22 protein-coding genes and 1 pseudogene are annotated in these 24,227 nt (G+C 71.9%); 5 read left to right on the top strand and 18 right to left on the bottom strand.

Translation table 11 applies throughout. The annotated features are described in order from the left end of the window. Positions 1-435 precede the first annotated feature (435 nt). Together ACIQTP_RS13235 and ACIQTP_RS13240 are read right to left on the bottom strand one after the other, a co-directional pair. Complete coding sequence (locus ACIQTP_RS13235; protein WP_403399323.1) at positions 436-2,562, bottom strand: 3-hydroxyacyl-CoA dehydrogenase NAD-binding domain-containing protein; 2,127 nt, start codon at positions 2,560-2,562, stop codon at positions 436-438. Then, positions 2,559-3,785, bottom strand: a complete 1,227-nt coding sequence (locus ACIQTP_RS13240) for a thiolase family protein (RefSeq protein WP_402038467.1) — start codon at positions 3,783-3,785, stop codon at positions 2,559-2,561. The genes ACIQTP_RS13235 and ACIQTP_RS13240 overlap by 4 nt, the downstream gene beginning before the upstream one ends. Positions 3,786-3,956: 171 nt before the next feature. On the opposite strand from ACIQTP_RS13240, the pseudogene ACIQTP_RS13245 reads away from it, so the two are divergent. After that, a pseudogene (locus tag ACIQTP_RS13245) lies at positions 3,957-4,043 on the top strand (carbohydrate ABC transporter permease); the annotation flags it as partial. Positions 4,044-4,138: 95 nt separating this feature from the next. Here ACIQTP_RS13245 and ACIQTP_RS13250 read toward each other — a convergent pair. The 3 genes from ACIQTP_RS13250 to ACIQTP_RS13260 form a co-directional block, all read right to left on the bottom strand. Continuing rightward, positions 4,139-5,416, bottom strand: coding sequence for a ribonuclease D (locus ACIQTP_RS13250; RefSeq protein ID WP_403399326.1), 1,278 nt, complete (start codon positions 5,414-5,416; stop codon positions 4,139-4,141). Between the two features lie 122 nt (positions 5,417-5,538). Then, positions 5,539-6,201, bottom strand: a complete 663-nt coding sequence (locus ACIQTP_RS13255) for a response regulator transcription factor (protein ID WP_054234007.1) — start codon at positions 6,199-6,201, stop codon at positions 5,539-5,541. 336 nt (positions 6,202-6,537) lie between these two features. Then, positions 6,538-7,164: a DUF3000 domain-containing protein gene (locus tag ACIQTP_RS13260; RefSeq protein WP_384917887.1), complete on the bottom strand. Its 627-nt coding sequence runs from the start codon at positions 7,162-7,164 to the stop codon at positions 6,538-6,540. A gap of 204 nt (positions 7,165-7,368) precedes the next feature. On the opposite strand from ACIQTP_RS13260, the gene hemE reads away from it, so the two are divergent. Then, the gene (gene hemE, locus ACIQTP_RS13265) at positions 7,369-8,439 is read left to right on the top strand and encodes a uroporphyrinogen decarboxylase (RefSeq protein ID WP_402038462.1); all 1,071 of its coding nucleotides are present in this window, start codon (positions 7,369-7,371) and stop codon (positions 8,437-8,439) included. Between the two features lie 40 nt (positions 8,440-8,479). On the opposite strand, the gene ACIQTP_RS13270 is transcribed toward hemE, so the two are convergent. After that, the gene (locus tag ACIQTP_RS13270) at positions 8,480-9,298 is read right to left on the bottom strand and encodes a rhomboid family intramembrane serine protease (protein WP_402038459.1); all 819 of its coding nucleotides are present in this window, start codon (positions 9,296-9,298) and stop codon (positions 8,480-8,482) included. A gap of 124 nt (positions 9,299-9,422) precedes the next feature. Here ACIQTP_RS13270 and ACIQTP_RS13275 point away from each other — a divergent pair, with 124 nt between their 5' ends. Then, complete coding sequence (locus ACIQTP_RS13275) at positions 9,423-9,758, top strand: hypothetical protein (RefSeq protein ID WP_101401515.1); 336 nt, start codon at positions 9,423-9,425, stop codon at positions 9,756-9,758. Between the two features lie 103 nt (positions 9,759-9,861). On the opposite strand, the gene ACIQTP_RS13280 is transcribed toward ACIQTP_RS13275, so the two are convergent. Both ACIQTP_RS13280 and ACIQTP_RS13285 read right to left on the bottom strand, forming a co-directional pair. Then, positions 9,862-11,250, bottom strand: coding sequence for an FAD-dependent oxidoreductase (locus ACIQTP_RS13280; RefSeq protein ID WP_403399331.1), 1,389 nt, complete (start codon positions 11,248-11,250; stop codon positions 9,862-9,864). Positions 11,251-11,277: 27 nt separating this feature from the next. Further along, a complete protein-coding gene (locus tag ACIQTP_RS13285) occupies positions 11,278-12,264 on the bottom strand; it encodes a DUF4349 domain-containing protein (RefSeq protein WP_403399333.1) in 987 nt (328 codons plus the stop codon). A 181-nt stretch (positions 12,265-12,445) separates the two neighbouring features. Here ACIQTP_RS13285 and hemG point away from each other — a divergent pair, with 181 nt between their 5' ends. Both hemG and hemQ read left to right on the top strand, forming a co-directional pair. Continuing rightward, a complete protein-coding gene (gene hemG / locus ACIQTP_RS13290) occupies positions 12,446-13,906 on the top strand; it encodes a protoporphyrinogen oxidase (RefSeq protein WP_403399336.1) in 1,461 nt (486 codons plus the stop codon). 4 nt (positions 13,907-13,910) lie between these two features. Next, positions 13,911-14,642, top strand: a complete 732-nt coding sequence (gene hemQ, locus ACIQTP_RS13295) for a hydrogen peroxide-dependent heme synthase (protein ID WP_402038448.1) — start codon at positions 13,911-13,913, stop codon at positions 14,640-14,642. Here the strand turns inward: hemQ and ACIQTP_RS13300 are convergent, their stop codons facing one another. The 10 genes from ACIQTP_RS13300 to ACIQTP_RS13345 all read right to left on the bottom strand — a co-directional run bounded on the left by ACIQTP_RS13300 (position 14,643) and on the right by ACIQTP_RS13345 (position 24,178). Beyond that, the gene (locus ACIQTP_RS13300; RefSeq protein ID WP_403399338.1) at positions 14,643-16,301 is read right to left on the bottom strand and encodes an alpha/beta hydrolase; all 1,659 of its coding nucleotides are present in this window, start codon (positions 16,299-16,301) and stop codon (positions 14,643-14,645) included. 120 nt (positions 16,302-16,421) lie between these two features. Next, a complete protein-coding gene (locus ACIQTP_RS13305; RefSeq protein ID WP_403399341.1) occupies positions 16,422-17,210 on the bottom strand; it encodes a TIGR04222 domain-containing membrane protein in 789 nt (262 codons plus the stop codon). Positions 17,211-17,319: 109 nt separating this feature from the next. Beyond that, a complete protein-coding gene (locus ACIQTP_RS13310; RefSeq protein ID WP_403399343.1) occupies positions 17,320-18,075 on the bottom strand; it encodes a DUF4142 domain-containing protein in 756 nt (251 codons plus the stop codon). Positions 18,076-18,357: 282 nt separating this feature from the next. Next, the gene (locus ACIQTP_RS13315; RefSeq protein ID WP_403399345.1) at positions 18,358-19,719 is read right to left on the bottom strand and encodes a DUF692 domain-containing protein; all 1,362 of its coding nucleotides are present in this window, start codon (positions 19,717-19,719) and stop codon (positions 18,358-18,360) included. Between the two features lie 187 nt (positions 19,720-19,906). After that, positions 19,907-20,695, bottom strand: a complete 789-nt coding sequence (locus ACIQTP_RS13320; RefSeq protein WP_402038437.1) for a DUF4142 domain-containing protein — start codon at positions 20,693-20,695, stop codon at positions 19,907-19,909. 119 nt (positions 20,696-20,814) lie between these two features. Next, positions 20,815-21,453 (bottom strand): TIGR03086 family metal-binding protein, encoded by a 639-nt coding sequence (locus ACIQTP_RS13325; protein WP_403399347.1) that lies wholly within the window; start codon positions 21,451-21,453, stop codon positions 20,815-20,817. A 98-nt stretch (positions 21,454-21,551) separates the two neighbouring features. After that, entirely contained in the window at positions 21,552-22,214 is a 663-nt protein-coding gene (locus ACIQTP_RS13330; RefSeq protein WP_403399349.1) for a TetR/AcrR family transcriptional regulator, read from the bottom strand. 45 nt (positions 22,215-22,259) lie between these two features. Next, entirely contained in the window at positions 22,260-23,015 is a 756-nt protein-coding gene (locus tag ACIQTP_RS13335) for a peptidyl-tRNA hydrolase (RefSeq protein ID WP_403399351.1), read from the bottom strand. A gap of 61 nt (positions 23,016-23,076) precedes the next feature. Continuing rightward, entirely contained in the window at positions 23,077-23,265 is a 189-nt protein-coding gene (locus tag ACIQTP_RS13340) for a hypothetical protein (RefSeq protein WP_403399352.1), read from the bottom strand. A 31-nt stretch (positions 23,266-23,296) separates the two neighbouring features. Then, positions 23,297-24,178 carry a polysaccharide deacetylase family protein gene (locus tag ACIQTP_RS13345; protein ID WP_403399354.1) on the bottom strand — a complete coding sequence of 294 codons (882 nt, stop codon included), beginning with the start codon at positions 24,176-24,178 and terminating at the stop codon, positions 23,297-23,299. Positions 24,179-24,227 lie beyond the last annotated feature (49 nt).

Consider the following 24,227-nt stretch of genomic DNA (forward strand, 5'->3'; position numbering starts at 1 on the left):
TCCTCGCGCCCCTGGGTGGGGCTTCGCCCCGATTCCCCGCCTGCCTCTGGTCGCTTGGCTGCGGGCCGGTGGGGGTTGGTCGCGCAGTTCCTCGCGCCCCTGGGTGGGGCTTCGCCCCGATTTTCCGCCTGCCTCTGGGCGCTTGGCTGCGGGCCGGTGGGGGCTGGTTGCGCAGTTCCTCGCGCCCCTTGGGTGGGGCTTCGCCCCGATTCCCCGCCTGCCTCTGGTCTTGTCGGTGACGGTTTGCGTTTTTAGCCTGTCCGGCGTTTGAGGACGAGGCTGTTCAGGCCGATGGGGGGCTGGGGGCGGAGCCCTCAGGTTGAGGATGGGACGGGGGTAGGGGCGGCGGGGGCGAGAGACGTCGGGGCAAGCAAACGCCGGGTGCCCCGTACGCCACGTCGGCATACAGGGCACCCGGGAGACAGAGCGGAGCGCCTACGCGGGGACGGAGGCCACCCCAACCTCCAGGAACCGCTTGCCGGTCACTCGCTCGGAGACGCCCTCACGGTCCAGGTACGGAGTGATACCGCCCAGGTGGAAGGGCCAGCCGGCACCGGTGATCAGGCAGAGGTCGATGTCCTGGGCCTCGGCGACGACACCCTCGTCGAGCATCAGACCGATCTCCTGGGCGACCGCGTCCAGGACACGGGCGCGCACCTGCTCCTCGGAGAGGACGACAGCGCCCTGCTTCAGGAGCGCGGCGACCTCGGGGTCCAGCTCCGGCTTCCCGGAGTCGTACACGTAGAAGCCGCGCTTGCCCGCCTTGACGACGGCCGCGAGGTTCGGGGAGACCGTGAAGCGGTCCGGGAAGGCCCGGTTGAGGGTCTCCGAGACGTGCAGACCGATCGCGGGGCCGACCAGTTCGAGCAGGACCAGCGGAGACATCGGCAGACCCAGCGGCTCCACCGCCTTCTCCGCGACCTCGACCGGCGTGCCCTCGTCGATGACGTTCTGGATCTCGCCCATGAAGCGGGTGAGGATGCGGTTGACGACGAACGCCGGGGCGTCCTTCACCAGCACCGCGGTCTTCTTCAGCTTCTTGGCGACGGCGAACGCCGTGGCGAGCGAGGCGTCGTCCGTCTGCTCACCGCGCACGATCTCAAGGAGCGGCAGGATCGCGACCGGGTTGAAGAAGTGGAAGCCCACGACCCGCTCGGGGTTCTTCAGCTTCGACGCCATCTCCGTCACCGACAGCGAGGACGTGTTCGTCGCGAGGATCGCGTGCGCCGGGGCGACCGCCTCGACCTCCGCGAACACCTGCTGCTTGACGCCGATCTCCTCGAAGACGGCCTCGATGATGAAGTCGGCGTCGGCGAAGCCCTCGGCCTTGTCCAGGACACCGGTGACCAGGGCCTTCAGCCGGTTGGCCTTGTCCTGGTTGACGCGGCGCTTGCTCAGCAGCTTGTCGATCTCGGCGTGGACGTAGCCCACACCCTTGTCGACGCGCTCCTGGTCGATGTCCGTCAGCACGACGGGCACTTCGAGGCGGCGCAGGAACAGGAGCGCGAGCTGCGAGGCCATCAGGCCCGCGCCCACGACGCCCACCTTGGTGACCGGACGGGCCAGGTTCTTGTCCGGGGCGCCCGCGGGGCGCTTGCCGCGCTTCTGGACCAGGTTGAAGGCGTAGATTCCGGAACGCAGTTCGCCGCCCATGATCAGGTCGGCGAGGGCGATGTCCTCGGCGTCGTAGCCCTTCTGGAGGTCGCCGTCCTTGGCCGCCTCGATGATGTCGAGGGCGCGGTACGCGGCCGGAGCCGCCCCGTGCACCTTGCTGTCGGCGATGAACCGGCCCTTGGCGACGGCCTGGTCCCAGGCCTCGCCGCGGTCGATCTCGGGACGCTCGACCGCGATGTCGCCCTTGAGGACGGACGCGGTCCAGAGCAGCGACTGCTCCAGGAAGTCGGCGCCTTCGAAGATGGCGTCGGCGATGCCGAGGTCGAAGACCTGCTTGCCCTTGAGCTGCTTGTTCTGGTTCAGCGAGTTCTCGATGATGACCGAGACGGCCTTGTCGGCGCCGATCAGGTTCGGGAGCAGCGTGCAGCCGCCCCAGCCCGGGACCAGACCGAGGAAGACCTCGGGGAGGGAGAAGGCCGCGATGGCCTTCGACACCGTGCGGTACTGGCAGTGCAGACCGACCTCGACGCCACCGCCCATCGCCGCGCCGTTGTAGTACGCGAAGGTCGGGACCGCGATGCCCGCGAGGCGCTTGAACACCTCGTGGCCGCCCTTGCCGATGGCGAGCGCGTCGTCGTGCTTCTTCAGCAGCTCGACGCCCTTGAGGTCGGCGCCGACCGCGAAGATGAACGGCTTGCCGGTGACGCCGACACCGACGATCTGGCCGGCCGCGGCCTCCGCCTCCACCTGGTCGATGGCGGTGTTGAGGTTCGCCAGCGACGCCGGGCCGAAGGTCGTCGGCTTGGTGTGGTCGAAGCCGTTGTCCAGCGTGATGAGCGCGAAGCGCCCGGCGCCGAACGGCAGGTCGAGGTGGCGTACGTGCGCGGACGTCACGACCTCGTCGGGGAACAGCTCGGCCGCACCCTTCAGGAGTTCAGCGGTGCTCACTTGTTGCCTCCGGCGTCCTTGTGGTGCGGGTTCTCCCAGATCACCGTGGCGCCCATGCCGAAGCCGACGCACATGGTGGTGAGGCCGTAACGGACCTCCGGCTGCTCCTCGAACTGGCGGGCCAGCTGCGTCATCAGACGGACGCCGGAGGAGGCCAGCGGGTGGCCGAAGGCGATCGCGCCGCCGTACTGGTTGACGCGCGCGTCGTCGTCCGCGATGCCGTAGTGGTCCAGGAACGCAAGGACCTGGACGGCGAAGGCCTCGTTGACCTCGAAGAGGTTGATGTCCTCGATCGACAGACCGGCCTTGGCGAGGGCCTTCTCGGTCGCCGGGATCGGGCCGTAGCCCATCACCTCGGGCTCGACGCCCGCGAAGGCGTACGAGACGAGCCGCATCTTCACCGGCAGGTTGTTCTCGCGGGCGAAGTCCTCGCTCGCGATGATCGACGCGGTCGCACCGTCGTTCAGACCGGCGGCGTTACCGGCGGTGACCCGGCCGTGGACGCGGAACGGCGTCTTGAGTCCGGCCAGGTTCTCCAGCGTGGTGCCCGGACGCATCGGCTCGTCGGCGGTGACCAGGCCCCAGCCGGTCTCACCGACCTCCGCGTTGGTGTTGCGCACCGAGATCGGCACCAGGTCCTGCTGGATCTTGCCGTCGGCGTACGCCTTGGCGGCCTTCTCCTGCGAACGCACGGCGTACTCGTCGGCGCGCTGCTTGGTGATGTGCGGGTAGCGGTCGTGCAGGTTCTCGGCGGTCATGCCCATGAACAGGGCGGACTCGTCGACCAGCTTCTCGCTGACGAACCGCGGGTTCGGGTCCACGCCCTCGCCCATCGGGTGGCGGCCCATGTGCTCGACACCACCGGCGATGACCGCGTCGTACGCACCGAAGGCGATGGAGCCCGCGGTGGTGGTGACGGCGGTCAGCGCGCCCGCGCACATGCGGTCGATGGAGTAGCCGGGGACCGACTGGGGGAGACCGGCGAGGATGCCCGCCGTGCGGCCCAGCGTCAGACCCTGGTCGCCGATCTGCGTGGTCGCGGCGATGGCGACCTCGTCGATCTTCTTCGGGTCGAGGCCCGGGTTGCGGCGCAGCAGCTCCCGGATGGCCTTCACGACGAGGTCGTCGGCGCGGGTCTCGTGGTAGATGCCCTTCGGGCCCGCCTTGCCGAACGGGGTGCGGACGCCGTCGACGAAGACGACGTCCCTGACGGTACGAGGCACGATGGCTCTCCTCCAGATGCGGGATGGCACTGCTGCGCGACGCACACGCCCTGAGCGCGCGCTCACCCCTCATGCTACTTGCGAGTAACCAACCTGCCCACCCCCGACGACGGGAGCGGCGAACGTCACACAGGAACGAGGCTGTGCAGGAGCGCCCGGCCCCTCACTCCTTGGGTCCCATTCCTCCCCATGCCGTCCGCGGATCTTGGCGTGATCTCGACGTCGCCCTTTCGCTTCAAGGGCCCCTTCGGAGCGCACGGGAGACGAAACCGCGCCCCGAAAGGGGCGCGGGGAACTGCGCGAGCAACCCAGAACAACCCGCGGTCGCCGTACGTCGGAACCTCGTACGGCGACTAGGCGCCCTTGACGGCCAGCGCCTCCACCAGGACCGGTGTGACCAGCTCCACCTGCCACGCCCGAGCCCCGTACCCCGCGAGGGCAGCCGAAACCGACTGGGTGTCGGCACCGGCCGGCGGCTCCCAGCACACCCGCCGCACCGTGTCCGGAGTGATCAGGTTCTCCTGCGGCATGTTGAGCTGCTCGGCCAGCGCCGACACGGCGGCCCGCGCCGCGGAGAGCCGGGCGGCGGCGGCCGGGTCCTTGTCGGCCCAGGCGCGCGGGGGCGGAGGCCCGGTGACGGGCTGCCCCGGCTGCGGCAGCTCGGCGTCCGGCACCGCCTTCGCGCGGTCCACGGCGGCCTGCCACTGCTCCAGCTGGCGCCGCCCCATCCGGTGCCCGAACCCGTTCAGCGCGGCAAGCGCGTGCACGTTGGCCGGAAGGGAGAGCGCGGCCTCCACGATGGCCCCGTCCCCCAGTACCTTGCCCGGCGAGATGTCCCGGCGCTGGGCGATCCGGTCCCGGGTCTCCCACAGCTCCCGTACGACCGCCATCTGCCGACGGCGGCGCACCTTGTGCATCCCGGACGTACGGCGCCAGGGGTCCTTGCGCGGCGGCGCGGGCTCGGCCTGCGCGATCGCGTCGAACTCCTGCCGGGCCCAGTCCAGCTTGCCCTGCCGGTCGAGCTCCTTCTCCAGGGCGTCGCGCAGGTCGACGAGCAGTTCCACGTCGAGCGCGGCGTAGCGCAGCCACGGCTCCGGGAGAGGGCGCGTGGACCAGTCGACCGCGGAGTGCCCCTTCTCCAGGACGAAGCCGAGCACGCTCTCGACCATCGCGCCCAGGCCCACTCGGGGGAACCCGGCCAGGCGTCCGGCCAGCTCGGTGTCGAAGAGCCGCGTCGGCACCATGCCTATCTCCCGCAGACACGGCAGGTCCTGGGTGGCGGCGTGCAGCACCCACTCGACGCCGGAGATGGCCTCGCCGAGCCCGGAGAGGTCGGGACAGGCGACGGGGTCGATCAGCGCGCTGCCGGCACCCTCGCGGCGCAGCTGCACCAGATAGGCGCGCTGGCCGTATCGGTACCCGGACGCGCGTTCGGCGTCCACGGCCACGGGGCCGGAGCCGGCGGCGAAGGCCGCGATCACCTCGGCGAGCGAGGTCTCGTCGGCGACGACGGGCGGAATGCCCTCTCGGGGCTCAAGCAAAGGGATCGGCGCCGATTCGACGTCGTCCGGAGGGCCGCCTCCGGTGGTTCGCAGTGAGCTGTCTGCTGCGGTCTCTTGGGCGTCGGTCACCTGTCAAGGGTATCTGTGTATGGACTACGCCCGCCGACGGAACGTTCCGTCGACGGGCGCAGGAGGGTCGTAAACCAGTCAGGTCGGTGAAAGTTCCGGTCCGGTGGGGGTGTGCCCCCGTTTCAGTGGATGATCCCCGTCCGCAGGGCGACCGCCACCATCCCGGCGCGGTCGCCCGTGCCGAGCTTGCGGGCGATGCGGGCGAGGTGGCTCTTGACGGTCAGCGCGGACAGGCCCATGGAGACGCCGATGGCCTTGTTCGACTGGCCCTCGGCGACGAGCCGGAGCACCTCGACCTCACGGCCGGAGAGCTCGCGGTAGCCGCCCGGGTGGCTCGGGGCACCCGGGGGGCGGCGGTGCATACGGGCGGCGGCCGAGCCGATGGGCGCGACACCGGGTCGGGTGGGGAGCCCGACGTTCGTACGGGTGCCGGTGACGACATAGCCCTTGACGCCGCCCGCGAGGGCGTTGCGCACGGCGCCGATGTCGTCGGCGGCGGAGAGGGCGAGGCCGTTGGGCCAGCCCGCGGCTCGGGTCTCGGACAGCAGGGTGAGCCCGCTGCCGTCGGGCAGGTGGACGTCGGCGACACAGATGTCGCGCGGGTTGCCGATTCGGGGACGGGCCTCCGCGACGGACGACGCCTCGATGACGTCGCGCACTCCGAGCGCCCAGAGGTGGCGGGTGACGGTGGATCGGACCCGTGGGTCGGCCACGACCACCATGGCGGTCGGCTTGTTCGGGCGGTAGGCGACCAGGCTTGCGGGCTGCTCGAGGAGAACGGACACCAGGCCTCCTGGGGGTGCGGGACGGGGACCGGCTGTGGGGATGAAGCCGGGGCGAACCGTGCTTTCAAGGTCACAGACGTCTTCGGCATCAAACCCGTCCGCCTTTAGAGAATGATCACGATTTGGTGAGTAACAATCCGTGCAATTCGGACACGCGATCGATCATCCGAAGATCGAACCGAGTCGTTCCATGTCGCGACACGGCTGAAAGTGGCCGTATCGACAAAACCTCGGCAAGGAACTCGGCAAAGGGCGCGGCGTTCCGCGAGCTCGAAAAGGGCGCCCGTTCGACAGGACACGGGCGCCCCGGAAGACGGAGAAACGCAAGAAGGGCGTTCAGCGGGACTGCGGCCCCCGGCGCTGCGGGAGGGTCACCACCGAGCCGTCGCCCGGCCCCGCCGGGGGCAGGCCCGCGATCTGGCAGAGCAGATCGCACCAGGCGGCGAGGTGCGTGGCCGTGTCCGGTACGCCGCCCAGGCCCTCACGAGGCGTCCAGGAGGCCCGGATCTCGATCTGGGACGCGGAGGGGCGCTCGGACAGCCCCCCGAAGTAGTGCGAGCTCGCCCGGGTGACGGTGCCGCTCGGTTCGCCGTACGACAGACCGCGGGCCTGCAGCGCGCCGGTCAGCCACGACCAGGAGACGTCGGGGAGCAGCGGATCGGCCGCCATCTCCGGCTCCAGCTCCGCGCGGACCAGCGTCACCAGCCGGAAGGAGCCCTGCCAGGCGTCGTGCCCCGCCGGGTCGTGCAGCAGGATGAGCCGGCCGTCCGCCAGGTCCTCGTCGTCGGCGACGACCGCGGCCTCCAGCGCGTAGGCGTAGGGGGCAAGGCGCTGTGGCGGGCGCGTCGGATCGATCTCGATCTCGGGCCGCAGCCGCGCGGCCCTCAATGCGTCGACGGCAGCCCGGAAGGGCGGCGGAGCCGTCTCCCTCGCATCCCGGTCCCCCTCCTTGGCATCGTCCATTTCGCCAGCGCCGTCCGACAGTCGTCCCTGAGCCGCAGCCATGCGGGGAAGATTAAGGGGAACGGAGCCCGCGCGCAGGGAGAGACACCCGTGCGCCGGACCACTGTCCGGATCGCGCCGCGTGAACGCGCAGGCGGGAGCGCTCCACTCCGGGCGCCGGAGCCCGGCACCTGTGCGTCGGCGGGGCGTGCGAGACTTTCCGTCGTGAGTGCCAATGACCGCCCCGCCACGGGCCAGCCGCCGACAGCCACGTACGAGTCCGCCTTCCTGAAGGCGTGTAGGCGCGAGCCCGTGCCGCACACGCCGGTGTGGTTCATGCGGCAGGCCGGTCGCTCGCTGCCCGAGTACCTCAAGGTGCGCGAGGGCATCGCCATGCTGGACTCCTGCATGCGGCCCGAGCTGGTCGCCGAGATCACCCTCCAGCCCGTACGCCGGCACAACGTGGACGCGGCGATCTACTACAGCGACATCGTCGTCCCGCTGAAGGCCATCGGCATCGACCTCGACATCAAGCCGGGCGTCGGCCCGGTCGTCGAGAACCCGATCCGCACCCGTGCCGACCTGGCCCAGCTGCGCGATCTGACCCCTGAGGACGTCTGGTACGTCACCGAGGCGATCAAGCTCCTGACGGCCGAGCTCGGCGAGACCCCGCTCATCGGTTTCGCGGGCGCGCCTTTCACCCTCGCGAGTTACCTCGTGGAGGGCGGTCCGTCCAAGAACCACGAGCACACCAAGGCGCTCATGTACGGCGACCCGCAGCTGTGGGCCGACCTGCTCGACCGTCTCGCCGAGATCACCTCCGCCTTCCTGAAGGTGCAGATCGAGGCGGGCGCGAGCGCCGTTCAGCTCTTCGACTCCTGGGTCGGCGCCCTGGCACCCGCCGACTACCGGCGCTCGGTGATGCCCGCGTCCACCAAGGTCTTCGAGTCCGTGGCCGGGTACGGCGTGCCGCGCATCCACTTCGGCGTCGGCACCGGCGAGCTGCTCGGCCTCATCGGCGAGGCGGGCGCGGACGTCGTCGGCGTCGACTGGCGCGTCCCGCTCGACGAGGCCGCACGCCGTGTCGGCCCCGGCAAGGCGCTCCAGGGCAACCTCGACCCCGCCGTCCTCTTCTCCACCACCGAGGCCGTGGAGGCCAAGACCCGCGAGGTGCTGGACGCCGCCGCCGGTCTCGAGGGCCACGTCTTCAACCTGGGCCACGGCGTCCTGCCGAGCACCGACCCGGACGCGCTGACCCGCCTCGTGGAGCACGTCCACCAGCAGACCGCGCGCTGACCTCGTACGGGGGCCGCCGCACCGCTCAGCGCCGCGCGCCTCACCAGCTGTGCCGCGCCTGTCTGCCGAACAGCAGGCTGCGCGGTTCCGGCGGCGGCGGGGTGCCCGGGCGCAGCGGCCAGGCCAGCAGCATCCCCACGAGGAAGCCGACCACGTGGGCCTCGTACGCCACGGTTCCGGCGGTGGAGACGCCGCCGCCGGACGAGTACACCGCCTGCAACCCGAACCAGAAGCCCAGCACCAGCCATGCGGGCAGCCGCAGCGGCAGGAAGACCAGGAACGGGACGAGCACCCAGACCCTGGCCTTCGGATAGAGCACCAGATAGGCGCCGAGGACTCCGGCGATCGCTCCGGAGGCGCCGATCAGCGGGTCGGTCGAGTCGGCGTTGAGGTACGCGAAGCCGTACGCCGCCGCGTAGCCGCACGCCACGTAGAACACCGCGAACCGCACATGGCCGAGGCGGTCCTCGATGTTGTTGCCGAAGATCAGCAGGAAGAGCATGTTGCCGAGCAGATGCAGCCAGCTGCCGTGCAGGAACATCGCGGTGAGGACCGAGAGCGGCGGCGACTTGTCGTACGCCGGCGGCCCGACCAGACACCCGGGGCCTCCTGCCCCGACGCCGACGTCGCCGGTCGGGACCAGGCGGGGCAACTGATGGTGGACCAACTCCTGCGGCACCGCGGCGTAGTGCTCCAGGAACGCGTGCAGATGACACAGCTGGGAGAGCCCGCTGTCACCCGCCACCGATCCCGCGAGGCCGGGCGTGTAGAGGAACACCAGAACATTGGCGGCGATCAGCGCGTACGTCACATAGGGCGTGCGGCGCACCGGGTTCACGTCATGGACGGGGATGACCACGAGGAACTAGTGCCCGGGATACGCCGGGTGAATCCGTGAACGCCCCCGCGCCCGAATCCGTATGTCTCCTCAACCGCCCGCACCGCGACGAAGACGCGACGCGAGAGACGTGAGGACACAGGCGATGAACGACCGAGTTACTCCTCCGATGCATGCCCTGCCCGACGGCGAGGCGGAAATCGCCCTGGTGCTGCACCTCCCCTGGGAGGACGTCGCCGCGCTCGGCCAGGAGGCCGGACGGCTCGCGGCGCGGATGCAGCGGCCGGTGACCCTCGACGAGGCCGTCAGCCACCGGTTGCGCTCCGCGCGGTCGGCCGCCCACGCGAAGCCGCCCACCACGCAGCCCGCGGCCGTCACCGCCTCAGCGTCGGTGTCCTCGTTGCCGGCGCGGCCGCCGGCCGAGCAGGCGCGGCAGGCGATAGACCGGATCAACGGGAACTCGGGGCACGAATCGGCGTAGGCGCGCAGCGGTCGAGTGTCGACTGCGGATGCGTCGTGGCTGGTCGCGCCCACGCGGCGGAGCCGCATATGTCACAGCCCCGCGCCCCTTTGGGGCGCTCCTCCTACGCGGAGTTCTCGCGTACCGCCGTCACCGCCTTGCGTGCCGCCACCAGGATGGGGTCCCAGACCGGTGAGAACGGGGGCGCGTAGCCCAGGTCCAGGGATGTCATCTGTTCCACCGTCATGCCCGCGGTCAGCGCCACCGCGGCGATGTCGACCCGCTTCGCCGCGCCTTCCCCGCCGACGATCTGCACGCCGAGCAGCCGCCCCGTGCGGCGCTCGGCGAGCATCTTCACCGTCATGAGGTCCGCGTCCGGGTAGTAGCCCGCGCGGCTGGTCGACTCGATGGTGACGGCCTCGAACCGCAGGCCCGCCCGGTGCGCGTCCTTCTCGCGCAGCCCGGTGCGGGCGATCTCGAGGTCGCAGACCTTGCTCACGGCCGTACCGACGACACCGGGGAAGGTCGCGTACCCGCCGCCCACGTTGGAGCCGATGACCTGCCCGTGCTTGTTGGCGTGCGTGCCCAGCGCGATGTGCCGTTCGCGTCCCGAGATCAGCTCGAGCACCTCGACGCAGTCGCCGCCGGCCCAGATGTTCTCGTGCCCGCGCACCCGCATAGCCAGGTCGGTGAGCAGCCCGCCGTGGTCGCCGAGGGGGAGTCCCGCGGCCCGTGCGAGCGTGGTCTCGGGGCGTACGCCGATGCCGAGCACGACCACGTCCGCCGGGTACTGTGCGTCCTCGGTGGCCACCGCGCGGACCCGGCCCGCGTCCCCGGTCAGGACCTTGGTGATCTCGGCGTCGTTGACCATGGTGATGCCGAGGTTCTCCATGGCCGTGTGCACCAGGCGGCCCATGTCGGGGTCGAGGGTGGACATCGGCTCCTTGCCGCGGTTGACGACCGTCACCTCGTACCCGCGGTTGATGAGCGCCTCGGCCATCTCCACGCCGATGTAGCCCGCGCCGACGACCACCGCGCGGCGGCCCTCGGTCACCGCCAGTGTGTCCAGGAGGGCCTGGCCGTCGTCCAGGGTCTGCACGCCGTGCACGCCCGGAGCGTCGACGCCCGGCAGGTCGGGGCGGATCGGACGGGCGCCGGTCGCGATCACGAGTTTGTCGTACGAGGTCCACTCCTCGGCCCCGGTCCCGAGGTCGAGCGAGCGGACGCGGCCCCCGGCGACATCGATCTCCGTGACCTCCGTGCGCATCCGCAGGTCGATCGCGCGCTCCCGGTGTTCCGCCGGGCTCCGCGCGATCAGCCGGTCCCGCTCGGGGACGTCGCCGCCCACCCAGTACGGGATGCCGCAGGCCGAGTAGGAGCTGAAGTGACCGCGTTCGAACGCCACGATCTCCAGCTCGCCGGGCCCGCGCATCCGGCGTGCCTGTGACGCGGCGGACATGCCCGCCGCGTCACCCCCGATCACGACCAGTCGCTCCGTACGGCTCATGCTCATGCGAACACGCTACGGGGGCCGGGCATTTCAGCCCTCGTCGCCACCCTCTTCGCGCACCGGCGGTGCCACCGGCAGCGAACCCGCACTCGCGGGAGCCGCCTCGGCCCCGGGCCGGCGTGGCTGCCCCGTGCGGGCGAGGCGCAGCCACAGCGCCAGGAGGAGCCCGGCGCTCAGCAGGAACGGGAGCACCGCGCCGAACACCACGGTGATCCAGCGCAGCATCGTGACGAACGCGTCCCAGCCGCCCGTGAGCGCGTCCACGAAGCCCGGCGCGTCGGACTTCTTCCCGGCGTCCTTCAGCGGGGTCTCGGAGAGGGAGAGCGTGATGGTGGCCAGGCTGGTGCGGTCCTTCAGGGACGCCTGCCGGGCGAGCAGGGCGTCGAGGTCCGACTCACGGGTGCTCAACTCGCCTTCCAGGGCGACCACATCGCTGAGCTTGGTGGCCCGGTCCATCAGCTCGCGGACCCGGGCCACGCTGACGCGCTGCGACGTGACGCGGCTCTCCACGTCGACGACCTGGTCGGTGACGTCCTCCGCCTTCGCCGTCCGCTCGACGACCTTCCCGGTGCCCTCCAGGGAGGAGAGCACCGCGTCGTAGCGGTCGGTGGGCACCCGCAGGACGGCTCGGGTGCGCTCGCGGCCCCCGCCGTCCCGGGTGGTCGTCTCGTTGCCGACGTAGCCGCCCGCGTCGACGGCCGCGGTGCGGGCGGCGTCCAGCGCCTTGGGCACATCCTTGACCCGCAGGGTCAGCGAGGCGGTGCGGATGATGTGGCTGCCGGCCGGCACGGACGGGCCGGTGGCCTTGGAGGGGGTGGTGGACTGTGCGCCACCCGCGCCCGAGGCGGCGCTGTCCGCGGCACCCGAGCGGGCGTTCTCCGCGCCCGGCGCGGCCGCCTTGTCGGCGCTGGAGGAGGAGCCACCGCCGGCGGCGCCGCAGCCCGTCACCGCGAGCGCGGCGGCGAGGAATATCCCGGCGAGGACCGGGCCGGTTCGTGCGAAACGTCGAGTGCGCATGTGGACGTACCCCCCTGGGTGGTGACTGCTGACGTTCCTTCGACGCCGGGGCCCGGCGCGACGTTGGACGGATCCGATCCCGATGCGGTCACGGTCGGGACTCGCGCAGGACACCCCGCCGTACCGGCTCACGGCACCGGGTCCCGGAGGGCCCCTCGGCGGGGTCTGAGAAGGTGGAGTCATGCGCGCACAGGACAGTCGTACGGGTACGGGACAGGTCGTCGTCATCGGGGGCGGCATCGCCGGTCTGGCCGCCGCCCACCGCCTGCTGGACCGCGGCGCGCGGGTGACCGTCCTGGAGGCGTCGGACCGCGTCGGCGGCAAGCTGCTGCCCGGCGAGATCGCGGGCGCGCGGGTCGATCTCGGCGCCGAGTCGATGCTCGCCCGCCGCCCGGAAGCGGTCGCGCTCGCCCGCGAGGTGGGCCTCGCCGACCGCCTCCGGCCGCCCGCCACCGCGACCGCATCCCTGTGGACGCGCGGCGCGCTGCGCCCCATGCCCAAGGGCCACGTCATGGGCGTGCCCGGCACGGCCGCCGCCCTCTCCGGAGTCCTCTCCGACGAGGGGCTGGCCCGCATCGGGCGCGACGACGAGCTGCCCCGCACGGAAGTCGGCGACGACGTGGCGGTGGGGGAGTTCGTGGCGGCACGCCTCGGCCGCGAGGTCGTCGACCGCCTGGTCGAGCCCCTCCTGGGCGGCGTCTACGCAGGCGACGCGTACCGCATCTCCATGCGGCTGGCCGTCCCCCAGCTGTTCGCCGCCGTCCGCACCCATGTCTCCCTGACCGAGGCGGTCCGCGAGATCCAGGCGAAGGCGGCCGCGGCCCGGCAGACCGGGCCGGTGTTCATGGGCATCGAGGGCGGGGTGGGCCAACTGCCGCTCGCGGTCGCGCGGTCGGTGCGCGCGCGGGGCGGCGAAATCGTCACCGGCGCCCCGGTGAAGGAGCTGCGCCGCGCCGAGGACGGGGGCTGGCGGGTGGTGGCCGGGGGCCGCGTCCTGCACGCGGACGGGGTCGTCGTCGCGGTGCCCGCCGGCGCGGCCGCCGCCCTGCTGAGGGCCGAGGCGCCCGCTGCGGCCACCGAGCTGGCCGGTGTGGAGTACGCCTCCATGGCGCTGGTGACGCTCGCCTACCGGCGCGCGGACATCACCCTCCCCGAAGGCAGCGGTTTCCTGGTGCCGCCGGTGGACGGCCACACCATCAAGGCATCCACCTTCGCCTCCCAGAAGTGGGGCTGGATCGCCGAGGAGAACCCCGACCTGCTCGTCCTGCGCACCTCCGTCGGGCGGTACGGCGAGACGGAGGTGCTGGGCCGCGACGACGCCGACCTCGTGGACGTCTCCCGGCACGACCTGCGCGCGGCCACCGGCCTGGCCGCCGAGCCCGTGGCGACCCGGGTGACCCGGTGGGACGACGGCCTGCCGCAGTACCCGGTCGGGCACCACGCGCGCGTGGCCCGCGTCCGCGAGCACGTGGCCAAACTCCCGGGGCTCGCCGTCTGCGGCGCGGCGTACGACGGGGTCGGCATCCCGGCCTGCGTCGCGAGCGCGTACGCCGCCGTGGACCAGCTCGGCGGCGACCGCGCCGGACTGGACGCGCTGAGGGCGAACCCGGTGCAGAGCCTGCACGGCGGAGCGGGAGAATAGACCCATGAGTGACGACGCCCCCACCACCGAGTCCGGCAGGGTCCCGAACAAGGGCAAGCTGGCCAAGGACCTCAACGAGGTCATCCGCTACACCCTGTGGTCCGTCTTCAGGCTGAAGGACGTGCTCCCCGAAGACCGCGCCGGTTACGCCGACGAGGTCCAGGAGCTGTTCGACCAGCTCGCCGCGAAGGACGTCACCGTCCGCGGCACGTACGACGTGTCGGGGCTGCGCGCCGACGCCGACCTGATGATCTGGTGGCACGCCGAGACCAGCGACCAGCTCCAGGAGGCCTACAACCTCTTCCGCCGCACCAGGCTGGGCCGCGCCCTGGAGCCGGTCTGGTCGAACATGGCGCTGCACCGCCCCGCCGAGTTCAACCGCTCGCACATCCCGGCGTTCCTCGCCGACGAGACGCCGCGCAACTACGTGAGCGTCTACCCCTTCGTGCGCTCGTACGACTGGTACCTGCTGCCCGACGAGGACCGCCGCCGCATGCTCGCCGACCACGGCAAGATGGCCCGCGGCTACCCGGACGTGCGCGCCAACACGGTCGCCTCGTTCTCCCTCGGCGACTACGAGTGGATGCTCGCGTTCGAGGCCGACGAGCTGTACCGCATCGTCGACCTCATGCGCCACCTGCGCGCCTCCGAGGCCCGCATGCACGTCCGCGAGGAGGTCCCGTTCTACACCGGCCGCCGTAAGTCCGTGGCCGAGCTGGTCGCCGGTCTCGCCTGATCAGGGAGCCTGGCGGGTCGTCTTCGCGTCCTCACGGGCCTGTGCGTCGTGCCGGGTGGTCTTGTCACCGCCCGGCGCCACCGGCTCCGGCTCCGCGTGCGGGGCGCATGCCGCGCGCCGCTCCGGGAGGCGGCCCTCCAGGAGGTAGGCGTCCAGGTAGCCGTTGACGCACTGGTTGGGGCCGCCCGCGATCCCGTGCGTCCCGGCGCCGTTCTCGGTCACCAGGACCGAGCCGGACAGCCGCCGCTGGAGCTCCACCGCCCCCTCGTAGGGCGTCGCCGCGTCCCGCTCGGCCGCCAGGATCAGGACCGGCGCCAGCGCCCCGGGCAGCGTCCGCACAGCGAGGGGCTTCTGCCGCGGCACCGGCCAGTACGCGCACGGCAGGTTCATCCACACGTTGTCCCAGGTCTCGAACGGAGCCACGCGCGCGAGCCGCGTGTTGTCCCGGTCCCAGGTACGCCAGTCCGTCGGCCAGGCCGCGTCGTTGCACTCTACGGCCGTGTACACCGCGTTGCCGTTCTCCGCCTCGGCCGACACCTCCGGATGCGGCCCGGCCTGCTGGACCAGCGGCTTCGGGTCGCCCTTCAGATAGGCGGACAGCGCCAGGGCGCGCTGCGGCCAGTAGTCGTCGAAGTACCCCGCCTCCAGGAACGCGCCCTGCAACTGACGCGGCCCCACCTTGCCGCCCGCGGGCGCCGTGGCGAGCCGTGCGCGCGCCTTCTCGTAGTTGCGCAGCACCGCTTGGGGCGTGGTGCCGAGCGCGTACTCCTTGTCGTGCTTGGCGATCCACGCGCGGAAGTCCGCCCACCGGGCCTCGAACGCGGCCGACTGGTCGAGGTTGTTCTGGTACCAGATCTGCCGGGGGTCGGGGTTCACCGCCGAGTCGAACACCATCCGGCGTACGTGCGAGGGGAAGAGCGTCGCGTACAGGGCTCCGAAGTACGTGCCGTACGACGCCCCCATGAACGTCAGCTTCCGCTCGCCCAGCGCGGCGCGCAGCACATCGAGGTCGCGGGCGTTGTTGAGCGAGGTGTAGTGCCGGATGCTTTGTCCGGAGCGCTTGAGGCAGCCGCGCGCGTACGCCTGTGCCTCCGCGATGCGCTCCTTCTTGTACGTCTCCGAGGGGTTCGTCGGCGACTGCGCGGGCCCCTTCAGGAAGTGTTTCGGGTCCTCGCAGGACAGCGGGGCCGAGCGGTCCACCCCGCGCGGGGCGTAGCCCACGAGGTCGTACGCGGCCGCGATGCGCTTCCACTCGGGGAGGAAGCCGATCAGCGGGAAGTACATGCCGGACGCGCCCGGGCCGCCCGGGTTGTAGACGAGGGAGCCCTGACGCGGCACCTTGTGCTTGGAGTTGCGCAGGTCCTTGCCGGTGGCGTGGGCGCGGCTGACGGTCAGTTTGATCTTCTTGCCGTCGGGTTGCGCGTAGTCCAGCGGCACGGTGACCGTGCCGCAGCGCATCTCGACAGGGAAGTCGTCCCCCTTGGGGCAAGTGCCCCAGTGGATGCCGGCCGTCGCGGCCCGGGCGGCGGCGACGGTGGTGCCGCGCGCCTCGAGGGAGGCCGCGGGGTCCGGCCAGGCCGCCGCACCGCCCGCGGGGGCGGCGATGAGGCCGCTCAGAAGCAAGGACCCGGTGGTCCCGTACAGGACGGCAGCTCTCATCGCGTATCCCCTTCGGCGCACGGCAGCGACAAAAGGGATGTTTGGTTCGTCAGTTGATGAAGTAAAGCACCTGGTGCCGGTGTCGGCCCCAATGACCCCTATGCGCCCCCTCGGGCGCCGTCAGCGCTGCCACTCGGGGCTTCGGTCGCGGTGCGCGAAGGCCGCGCGCAGCTCCGGCTCGCCGACCGCCCGGACGCCGCGGACGGCGACCGAGGTGAGATACGTACGGTCGTCGCCGGTGGCGTCGGGGTGCCGGGCGAGGGTGCCGAGCAGCCGCTGTCCGGCCGGGGAGGCCCAGCGCGTGTACGGGTGGACCTCGATGCGGGCGATGGCGAGGCAGCTCACGGTGAGGATGAGCGGCAGCGAGAACCACACGGCGATCGGCACGTCGTTCTCGCTCGCCCGGGACTGGGAGGGCAACAGCACGGCGACGGCGCCCAGCGTGAGGACGGCCGCGGCGGCGGCCTGGACCTGGCGGATGGCGCTCGCGACGGTGGTGCGGGCGCCGTCGGGCACGGCGAGGCCCGCGGCGACGAGACGGTCGGCGAGGCGGCGTACCGAGTCCGCGGCGGCCGTGCTCGCCCGTACGGGCGCTATCCGGGACTGCCCCTGCGGACCTATCGCCCCTATCACCGAGCGCTCCATCTCGTCGCGCCCACGCGGGTCCACGACGGTCGCCCAGCCCGTGTGCGCGAGCAGCAGCCGCCGCTGACGAGCCATCGACACCAGGGTCAGATCGGCGACCCGGGCGGGGCCGCCGGACAGGAACGCCGCCTCGTACAGCGTGAGGTGGTGTCCGCGCGCCGCGTCGGCGTCGACCGCCGCCGCGCGCACGGCGGCCAGGCACAGCCGAGTGCAGGAGATACCGGCCGCGGCCCAGGCCAGGAGCAGGAGAAGGACCCAGAACATGGCGTGTTTCTACGCGAAGAGTCCAGGTCGGCGCCACGGTATGCCCACGATATGGACGGAGCGTTGTGGCTCTGTGACGTTTCGGTGTTTGCCGAGCGGCGCCACTCCGCTAGCCCTTGGGGCGGGACGCGGCCGGGGGCAGCGGATAGGTTCCGGACGGCGTGACGGGGACGGGGCTGTCCGGGGACTGGGTGGGACCCGGCGGGGCCGGGGAAGCCGTCAGCGGGGGCGGGCTCGCGGTCGCGGCGTCCTGGGCGAGAGCGTCGAAGTCCACGTACCCGGTGGCTTCGAGGACCTTGATGTGGTCGAGCACGGTGGTGTTCGCGTCGTCGGCGAGGTCCCGTACGAGCGAGTTGCGGGTGTTCGCGCGGACCTGGGCGACGACGGAGAAGACCTTGCCGTGTGCCCGGCGCAGGATGTTCGCGAACTTCCGGTCGTAGTCCGTGCCGTGCGCGGCGTCGAGCGTGGCCAGCCAGCCGCGCTGCTGTGCGTTGGGCTGGTTCGGGAGTTCGAGTCCGAGCCGTGCGGCGACGTTCCGGACGCGCGCGTCCAGGAACGTGTGGCCCTCGACGAGGTGCGCGCCCGCCGTCTTCACGGCCTGGGTGGTGCCGCGCTCCTCGGCCTGCTGGCCGGCGGGCAGTTCCCACAGCCCGGCGAGCCGGACCTTGGCGACGAACTCCCGGTCCAGTGCGGACAGCGGACCGAACTGCGTCGACACGGACTGGGCGTTCAGGGTGTCCAGGCCGGTGCCGGCGCGGTCCGCGTACGACCAGATCGGAAAGATCAGCGCGACGAGGGTCGCGGTGAGGGCCGCGATGATGAGTCCTGTCCCACTGACCAATCCGGTGCGGTTGATGGATCGCATGGTGCCTCCTGTTGCGGCACCGCACGCTGGTGCGCTACGGGTGCGGGTTGGCATATTACTTCGGGCAGTACGCCAACTGCCGTACGAGGAGAAAGGGTTGCCGGGCGGGAGGAAGGCGTCGAATGGGGTAGTTCGACCTGAGTCCATACCGTCAGGAAACCCCGAAAAACAGACATGGAATCCGGCCGGGCGGGGCCCGGTGTTAACCCCGGCACACTCTGCCGGGGCGAGGCACTACGGCGTGCGTGGCAGTGCGCGTCGGCGCCTGACGTGCGGGCGCGGTCAGCGGCGCAGCAGTACCCGTCGGGTCGCGCGGGCCAGCCGGGCCGTGGGCCGCTGCGACGGCGGGGTCGGGCCGGACCGCTCCAGCCACCACGCACGCAGCCGCCGCCGTGTCTCCGCGTCCTCGGGGTGCCCCGCGAGCAGCATGTACTCGGCGAAGTCCAACGCGTCGCGCCGGTACCCACCGCTCATCGGATGCCCTTGCGCGTACGCGAGGAACACCGGCCGGTACGCGTCCCCGAGGATCTCCGGCAGCTCCGCCGCCACCTTCGCGACCACATCCGCCCGCTTGGCCGCGAGCGCCCGCGCCTGCACACCCAGCCGCCCCCGGTCGAACCCCTCGGGCAGGGGGGTACCCGCGACGAGCGCGGACAACAGAGCGGCTTGCCCGAGCGCGAGCCGCTGCCGGGCTCCCACGGCCACCCGGTCCGCGCGGCTCCCGGTTGCCCCGGTGGTGCCGCTCGCAGTGGCCGCGGCCTCACCGGACTGCCGGCCGGCCGGGGTTTCGGACGGCGTCACGCCCCGTGCCCGCGCCTTCGTCAGGGTGGCTCTGATCGCGCCGAGCTCCCTCTCCAGTTCGTCCGGGGCCGGGAAGTTCTCGTCGCGTTCCAGGAGGACCCCCGGAGGGGTCACTCGGGAGGCGAGGTCGGCCAGGATGTCGAGGACCTGCCGGGGGACGGGGTGGGCGTGGCTGTCGTGCCAGACGCCGTCCCGTTCGAAGCCGCCGGCGACGTGGACGTAGGCGATGGCCTCGACGGGGAGCTCGTCGAGGGCCTTCGCGGGATCCTCGGCCCGGTTGACGTGATTCGTGTGGAGGTTGGCCACGTCGATGAGGAGGCGTACGCCGGTGCGGTCCACCAGGTCGTACAGGAACTGCCCCTCGGTCATCTCCTCGCCGGGCCAGGAGATCAGCGCGGCGATGTTCTCGACCGCGAGCGGGACGGGAAGGGCCTCCTGCGCGATACGGACGTTCTCGCACAGCACGTCGAGGGCGTCCCGGGTGCGGGGGACCGGCAGCAGGTGCCCGGCCTCCAGCGACGGCGACGCGGTGAGCGCGCCCCCGGCCCGTACGAACGCGATGTGCTCCGTGACGAGCGGCGAGCCCAGCGCCTCGGCCCGCTCCGCGAGGGCGGTGAGACGGGACTCCTCGGGCCGGTCCGCGCCGCCGAGGCCGAGCGAGACCCCGTGCGGCACCACCGTGACACCCCGCTCGCGCAGCCGCAGCAGCGGCTCGGGAAGATGCCCGGGGCACAGGTTCTCCGCCACGGCCTCGACCCAGTCGATGCCGGGCATGCGCTCCACGGCCTCGGCGATCTCCGGCCGCCACCCGATTCCCGTCCCCAGCCGCCTCGGCTGCGTCATGTCGCCTCCTCCGTCACCACTCGAACCCCGGCCGCTGCGACCCTGGCCGCTGTCTCCGCACGACGGACCCGTGTTCCGGCGTGACGGAGTCATGGCCCCGGGAAGCGGGGCCGAACCCATGTCGCCGGACGTTCAGAGCAACATTTGAGGTTCCGCCGGCGCCCCGAGGCACCGGCGGCCGTACCGGTTACCGCAGCACGTTGTCCGGATCCGAGGGCTCCGGCCGGGCGGTGTTGACCTGCCCCGGCGGCGCGGGCGAGGGACTCGACGTGGCGACGACGCCGTTGCCCGGCTGCACCGGCGGCGCGGAGGGCGCCGTGACGCCGGCGGCCGGCGCCGGGGGGCCGGTGGGGCTCGCGGTCGACAGGGCGGCCGTGTCGTTGGCGATGGCGTCGAAGTCGACGGCCCCGGTCTTCTCCAGGATGGTGATGTGGTCGAGCACGGTCTGGTTGGCGTCCGAGGCCAGCTGCCGGACCAGTGAGTTGCGGGTGGAATTACGGACCGCGCCGATCGCCGGGAAGATCTTGCCGTGCGCGGCCCGCAGCAGGTTCACGAACTTCCGTTCGTACTCCGCGCCCGTCGCCGCGGTCATCTCCTGCAGCCAGCCCTGCTGCTGCGCGTTCGGCTGGTTCGGCAGCTCGACATTGAGCTGGGCCGCGATGACCCGCACCCGCTTGTCGAGGTCGGTGTGGCCGACGATCAGGTGGTCGCCCGCCTCCTTGATCGCCTTGTTGGGGGCCCGCTCGATCGCCTGCTGTCCCGCCGGCAGTTCCCAGAGTCCGGCCAGCCGCACGCGCACGATCAGGTCGCGGTCGGAGGCGGACAGGGGCCCCCACTGTGTGTTCACCGTCCCCGCCGCCAGATTCGCCTGCCCCGTGCCGGCGCGGTCGGCGTACGACCACACAGGGAACACGAGTGCGCCGACAGTGGCGGCGAGCGCCGCGATGACGAAGGCGGAACCGTTGATACGCCGCAAAATGAGCCTCCCGGGGGAAACCAACTGGTCGTTGGAAACCTGTACTTGGCCAGCGACGTGAGGTACGTGCGGGGCACCGGGAATGTTCAAGCACGGCTAAAGCCAATCCTCGGTTCAGGTCAAATCCGCTGTGAATCCGTGCCATCACCCGACAGCGGCCACTTCTCCGGTGCACGTCCGAGCAGCCGCAGCGCCTCGTCCAGCGGGTCCGCGCCCACGGGCACGTCGACCGGCGGCGCGAACGCGAACCCCGGCCCGCGACCGGCCGGATCCGTCGGTACGAGGCGGGCGACGGCCAGGGCCGCCCCGCGGACGTGGTCCGGCAGTTCGAGCCCGACGCCGAGCGTGGCGGCGACGTCCCACGCGTGCACCACGTAGTCGACGAAGTGGAAGCGGAGGGCCGTCCCGCCGGGGAACCCGCCCCCGTCCCTGATCTCCGGCAGTACGAACTCCCCCTCCGTCACGCCCGGTTCGGCGAACGCGGCCAGCACCGCCGTCGCCGCTCCCCGGTAGGTCCGGTCCGGATCGCTCATGTCCTCCGGCTCCCGCCAGTACGCCGTCTCGTGCCCCGCTCCCCGCGCGGCGGCCGCGAACCCGTGGTGCTGCGCGGCCATGTGCGCCACCAGCCGCCGCAGCGTCCACCCCGCACACGGCGTGTCCCGCTCCCAGTCCCCGCCCCGCGCCAGCCCGACGAGCCGCAACGACTCGTACACGGCGATCCGGTCGAGCTCGACGATGTCCACTCCGGTCGATGTCATACGCCAGAGCATAAAACTGAGCGAACGATCGTGCTACTTGTTTTCGGCCGTGACGGTTGCCGTGTCAAAGGCTCGGCAGGTCAGGAGAGCCCGGCGGGTCAGGAGGGCCCGGCGGGTCGGGAGAGCTCGGCCACGAGGGACGGGTCGGTCGCCGCCGCACGCAGCCGGGAAAGGATGGCGACGCGGGCCCTGCGGTAGACGTCCGTCTCGTCGCGCAGCACCGACACCGCGTTCGCCGTCTCCATCAACGCGATGAGCTCGAAGGTGAGTTGCGCGGCATCCGTGTCGGAGTGCAGCTCACCCAGGTCGCGGGCCTCGGTGATGGTGTGCTCCACATGGGCCGTCCAGTCCCGCTGGGCCTGTGCGACGGCGTCGTGCACGGGCCCCGGCCGGGCGTCGAACTCGGCGATGACCTCGTAGAAGAAACAGCCGCCGGGGAAGACCCGGCCCTGGGAGTAGTCCAGCCAGAGTTCGCACAGCCGCCAGGTCCGGGCGACACCGGCGGGGGTCTCGGACGCGGGCCGGATCACCTGCTCGACGTAGATGCGCGCGGCCTCCCGCACGGTGGCCAGCTGCAGTTCCTGCTTGGAGCCGAAGAGCGCGAAGACCCCGCTCTTGCTGAGCCGGAGCTCGGTGGCCAGACGGCCCACGGACAGTGCTTCCAGCCCTTCGACCGAGGCGATGTCGACCGTGCGGCGGAGCACCAACTGCCGTGTGCGGTTGCCGCGTTCGACCCTGCCGTCCAGCCGGGTCCCGGCCATCGCGCCTCCTCGGGTCCGTAGGTCACTCAGGGTCGGTCGGGGCGGTCAGGAGCGCAGCGCCGGATGGTCGGCCACCACCGTGCACGACCCCGGCGCGATCTCCGTGAAGCCGGCGTCGCGCACCAACGGCAGCCCGGAGGTGGTGAGTCCGCTCCAGCGGGCCGGGTCGGCGGTGCGGACGGCGAGGGGGAAACCGGCGTCGCGCCAGGCCTCCCGCTCCTCGTCCGAGAGCTCCCACCAGGCCAGCTGCGCGCCGTGCCCGGCCTGCGCCATCGTCTTGCCGGCCGACATGTCGAGATCGGGGTTGAGCCACAGCACGGGCGCCGTCGGGTCCGCGTCCACCGGCGGCTCCGGGTCGTCGAGGTCGGTGCCGGAGACCTGGAGCTTGACCAGGTCCTTCGGCCAGCCGTCCAGGGGAACCGGCGGGAAGACGCGCACCTCGGCGGACTTCCCGGTCACCGTGATGCCGGGCAGGGCCTCGGCCCGCCGCCACTCGGCGCCGCGCGCCCGTCGGACGACCTTGCGGATCCGGGCGTCCTGCCAGTCACGCACCGCCTGCGCCCACTCGCCGTCCCCGAGGGCCCGCTCATCGCTGAGGATCGTCAGCACGGCGCGGGCCGCGCTCTCCAGCGCGTCCGTGCGTGCCGGGGGAGCGGCCTTCTCGATGCGCACGACCAGCGGCAGCACGAACTGCGGGGCCTCGTCGCGCGCGGTGCGCTCGGATCGGAAGGGGCTGTCCTCGGCCGAGCCGGGTACGTCGGGTCGGCCGGGTGCGTCGGCTACGGTCGGGTCGCTGCTCACGCCCTCCAGTGTGCCAGGCGGAAGATCGGTTCTTCGGCGAGCGGTCACGCCACCGCCACCGTCACCCGGAACAGGCGGTCCGCTGTGCCTCCTGCCACTCGCAGACGGGGCACAGCGTGATCCCCTTGTACGACTCCGGGTACTCGGTCGGCTTCCGGCACAGCACGCACTCGGCGAACGGCGGCCCGGCGTCGGCCTGGTCCGGTACCGGGGCGGGGGCCGCCGGGGTGGCGCAGTAGTCGTCGCTCATGGCCCCAGCGTAGGCCGGGACCGGAGCGCGCCTACGTGGTGCCGTGCCGCTCGCCCTGCGTCGCCGAGCCGATCATCTCGGAGACCTTCACGAAGCGGAACCCCTTCTTCCGCAGCTCGGGGACGATCGTCCGCAGGGCCTGTTCGGTCACCGGTGCCGCGCTGCGCGTGCAGTGCATGACGACGACGGATCCGGGCTTCACGCCCTCCAGCACCTGCCGGGCCACGGCGTCGGAGTCGGTCGCGAAGGCGTCCCCGCTGACGACGTCCCACTGCACGACGGTCACGCCCACGGCGCTCAGCGTGCGCAGTGCCTGCTGGTCGTAGCACCCGCCGGGGAACCGGAAGTAGGGCATCGCGTGGGGCACGCCCGCCCTCTTGAAGGCGGCGTAGGCCTCCTCCACCTCGGCCCGCATCCGCTCCTGGGGCACGGTGGGCAGGCCGTAGCAGTTGTCGGTGAAGGCGTAGTGGCTGTACGAGTGGTTGGCGACCTCGAAGAGCGGGTCCCGCCCGATGTCCTTGGCCTCCTTCGGGTACTCGTCGGCCCAGCGTCCGGTCATGAACAAGGTCGCCGGCACCTTGAACGCGCGCAGCGTGGCGATCAGTTCGGGGTTGTCGAAGTGCTCCCCGGCCGCGGCGCGTGGCCCCTCGTCCGCGGTCATGTCCGCGTCGAAGGTCAGCGCGACGGTCTTGTCCTGCGTCCGCGGACCGTTGGTGAAGACGGGGGTGATACCGCTGGAGCCGGGGGCGAGTGTGGGGGGTCGCGAGGGCTGGGCGCCTGCGCTGCCCGAGGCCGACGCGGGGTGCCCTGGGCGGGCGGCGTGCGGGGTGCCGGGGGTCCCGCAGGCGGCGAGCGCGACCCCGAGCGCGCCGAGGGCGCAGGTCGCGGCGAATCGTCGTACTGGAATGATCACCCGATGAAGATATGTGGGTAATCCAGACTATTCGCCCATTGTCCACACG

Origin of the sequence: Streptomyces sp. NPDC090798, from assembly GCF_044768965.1 — a bacterium.
Taxonomy (GTDB): Bacteria; Actinomycetota; Actinomycetes; order Streptomycetales; family Streptomycetaceae; genus Streptomyces.